Source organism: Rhodococcus sp. CX (genome assembly GCF_015865005.1).
Lineage (GTDB): Bacteria > Actinomycetota > Actinomycetes > Mycobacteriales > Mycobacteriaceae > Rhodococcus.
The window spans coordinates 38,247-41,000 of record NZ_JADZGH010000257.1 but is presented as its reverse complement, the minus strand read 5'-3'; the positions used below and the strand labels follow the sequence as shown (position 1 = coordinate 41,000).

Here is a 2,754-nt window from a genome sequence, read left to right as displayed (position 1 = left end):
GCTCGACCTGCTCGGGGACGATCGCGGGATCGGCCACCAGGGTGATCCCCAGCTCGCCCGCGTACGACAGCACCGCGAAGGTCACACCCGCGTTGCCGGGGGTGACCACCAGCGGCACCAGCGACCGCACCCGGAACCCGGCCAGTTCCACGGGCTCGGCCGGGCCGCGCAGATTGGTCACGAACGTGTGCACCATCCGCTGGTGATCGATGAACAACCGGAACAATCCGAGCCGGCTGAGCGCCCGGAACGCCGATCCGAGCGGCCCGCCGGACGACGCACGATCCGGAAGATGTTCGCGGGCAGCGCTCGTCGCCGCGACGATCCGCGCGAGCCGGGTCTCGTCGTCCGCGATCGCCGGTACCGAGACGGGGCGGACACCGGTGGCGTTGCCGAGACGGTCCGCGGTCGTGCTGCGGCGCCCCGAGATCGGCACCGACACCACCAACCGGTCGGGATGCTCCCCGCGAGCTCGCAGGACAGCCAGCATGGCCCCGGTCACTGCCGTCACGACGACATCGTTGACGGTGCCATGGTGGCGGTGCGCCAGGGATGTGACGTCGGCCAGCGGAACGGTGATCCGTGTGAGACGCCGTCGGCTCGACGTCGGCCGGTTCAGCGAGGTCGGCTCGACGAGGCGAGGCCACCTTCGGCCGAAACCGAGTTCGCGCAACCCCGCGAATCCTCGGCGCATCGCGACCGGGAGCGCTCGCACGGCGGCGAGCTTCGCTCGCGCGGCATCGGCCGCCAACGTCTTCCGGCTCGGCGGTGGCTGCGGGAAGACCGGGCCGGCGACCAGCGGTCCGCCGTCGGTCAGCGCCGCCAGCACCGCCAAGCCGCCGAGGCCGTCGGCGAGCACATGGTGCAGGACCACGATCAGGGCACTTCGTCCGCCCGATCGGTCCGTCACCAGTCGCGCCTGCCACAACGGACGGTCGTGAGGAAGGGGGGTGCAGACGAATTCGGCTGCGAGGTCGAAGAGTCGGCGTTCGTCTGCCGGTACGGGCCAATCCTGTTCGGCCAGATGCTGTTCGAGGGTGAAACCCGGGTCGTCGACCCACACCGGACGGCCACAGCCGAACGGCACTCGCTGCAGTCGCTGTCGCAGCCGCGGAATCGAGGGAATCCGCTCTGCAAGGTGCGTTCTCAGCGTCGACAGATCGGGCCCGGGCGCTGCGTCGAACTCGAGGATCGCACCGATGTTCATCGGTACCGGTCCACGATCGGTCGCGAGCACGGTGAGGTCCGCCGGACCGGCACGCTCGATCCGGACCCGGTTCGATGTGTCGGGGTTCGCGTTCGACACGGAGATCACCTCCAGCACCGGATCATCGCGCCGCGACGACGGTTTCGAGCACGTCGTGCAAGGCGCCGAACGTGTCCGCGGGCAGCAGCGCATCGCAGTACGGCAGCGCCGCGGCCATCGCCCCGGTACTCGGCGTGAAGCCCGGGCTTCCGGCGCGGGGATTGAGCCACACGACGCGGTGCGCGCGATGGCGGATCCGCGCCATCGTCCGCGCCAACGCGGCCGGTTCGTCGCTGTCCCAGCCGTCCGAGGCGATCACGACGATCGCGCCGCGCAACAGGTGCCCGCGGTGCGATCCGAGGATCTCGGCGAGACTGCCCGCGATGCGGGTGCCGCCGAACCGGTCGGCGACCTTCGCGTTCGCCTCGTCGACGGCCCGCTCCACGGAACGGTGGGCAAGGGTCGCGGTCAGACGGGTCGGCGCGGTCGCGAATGCGAAGACCTCCGCATCACCGGACCGGACCGCCGCCCGCATCAGGTGCAGGTAGATCTCGGCGTAGCCGCGCATGGACCGGCTCACGTCGCACAGCACCACGATCCGGCGGCGGCGCCTGCGGGGCTGCGAATGCACCAGCCGGACGAGTTCGTAGCCGGTGTGCCGGGACCTCGCGATGCTCGCGCGCAGATCGATGCGTCCGCTGGTGCGCTGTTCCCGACGGCGTGACCGGCGGGTCGGCCACCGCACCGCGAGTTGCTCCAGCGCGGCGCCGAGATCGCGCAGCGCCGCCGGATCCATGTCCCCGAACCGCTGGTCCGCGGAGCCCGCCAGCGCGGAGGCCAGCTTCTCCCCCGGCCTGGTGTCGTCGCGGGTGTCCGCCACCGCGGCACGGGTGACCCACGGAACGGGGGCCGCGGCGTGGGAGGTGGAGGCGCGGGCGTCCGCGACGTTCGGCTTTCCGATCGGATCGGCGCCGCGCCGGGCGCTGTCGTCGGGACCGGTGCGCCGTGCGTGCGGATCCAGTTGCAGCGCAGCGTGATCGAACACGGCGGTGAACGCGGCGTCGAATCCGGCGAGGTTGTCGTAGCTGCCGACGAGGGACAGCCGCGCCACCCAGTACAGGCGGCTGCGGGTGCGCGGCGGGTGCAGGTGCAGGGCGCGGCTGAGGGTGGCGGACGCGTCGGCGGGCACGGTGACACCCCCGGCACGCAGCCGGTCGACGAGCGCGACCGCGAATGCGGCGCGGTCGACGCCGCGCAGCACGCCTCCGTCGTCGGGTTCCTGCGGCATCACGGGGTTCCCGCGAACTCCCCGTAGGCGCCGCGGATCGTGTCGAGGTCGTCGGGGGTCTTGGCGAGGGCGGCCAGCCCGGTCGCGTCGGACCGCACGAGATCGCTGACGCCGAGCGCAGCGAGCGCGGACACCCAGTCGATGGTCTCGGCGATTCCCGGGGCCTTGTCCAGGTCGAGGGTGCGCACGGTCGCGACGAACTCCGCGGCGCGGGCGATCA

Annotated in this window: 2 protein-coding genes and 1 pseudogene; all 3 read right to left on the bottom strand. The window is 72.1% G+C overall.

Annotated elements, in window-relative coordinates; genetic code table 11:
• Positions 1-1,306, bottom strand: a 1,306-nt coding sequence (locus I0Q12_RS28060; protein ID WP_197256792.1) for a wax ester/triacylglycerol synthase domain-containing protein, incomplete at its 3' end; no start/stop codon positions are given.
• 22 nt (positions 1,307-1,328) lie between these two features.
• Positions 1,329-2,534 carry a VWA domain-containing protein gene (locus I0Q12_RS28055; protein WP_197256790.1) on the bottom strand — a complete coding sequence of 402 codons (1,206 nt, stop codon included), beginning with the start codon at positions 2,532-2,534 and terminating at the stop codon, positions 1,329-1,331.
• Positions 2,534-2,754: pseudogene (locus I0Q12_RS34175) on the bottom strand (MoxR family ATPase); the annotation flags it as partial. The pseudogene I0Q12_RS34175 and the gene I0Q12_RS28055, both read right to left, overlap by 1 nt.